Source organism: Campylobacter sp. BCW_6466 (assembly GCF_001762835.1).
Taxonomy (GTDB): domain Bacteria; phylum Campylobacterota; class Campylobacteria; order Campylobacterales; family Campylobacteraceae; genus Campylobacter_D; species Campylobacter_D jejuni.
On the sequence record NZ_MJXO01000032.1, the window covers coordinates 1 to 570 of the forward strand.

The 570-nt window shown below is 38.1% G+C and carries 1 pseudogene; it reads right to left on the reverse strand.

What is annotated here, in order from left to right:
• Positions 1-570: pseudogene (locus AJ887_RS03865) on the reverse strand (hypothetical protein); the annotation flags it as partial.

A 570-nucleotide genomic window follows, 5' to 3' on the forward strand; every position in this document is an offset into this window, starting at 1 on the left:
GTTTTCTACTTTTACATTATCTTTACCACTTCCACCTACAACCACAGTGTCTAATTTACCTGTTTCTTTATCTGTAGAAACAACCCAATCTTTGATTCCAACACTACCACTACCATTGTTAGTTACTGTATTACCATTGCTATCTTTACCTACTGAGCCTTGGTTGGAAATAACTAAATCAGCATTACCATTATTTGTAATACCTCCACCTATAGTAGCACCTTCTCCATTAGAAATTTCAAGTTTATTATCACTATTGTTAGTGATAGAGCCACTTATACCTGTATCAGAAGTAGAGGTGTTAGTGATGGAATCAAGTTTACCGCCATCTTCTACTACTATATTTCCTGAGATAGAACCACTTCCTGTATTGGTAATACCACCTTCAACTGAACCTCCACTTTCTACCTTGATTTCACCTGCTATAGAACCATTGCCTTGATTGACTATGCCAGAGCCTCCACTTGAAGAGCTAACACTACCTCCTGAGATGATAATGCCACCTTTTTTATCATCATTATCGCTACTACCACCTATGATACCTTCATTGACTATACCAGCAGCTCCACC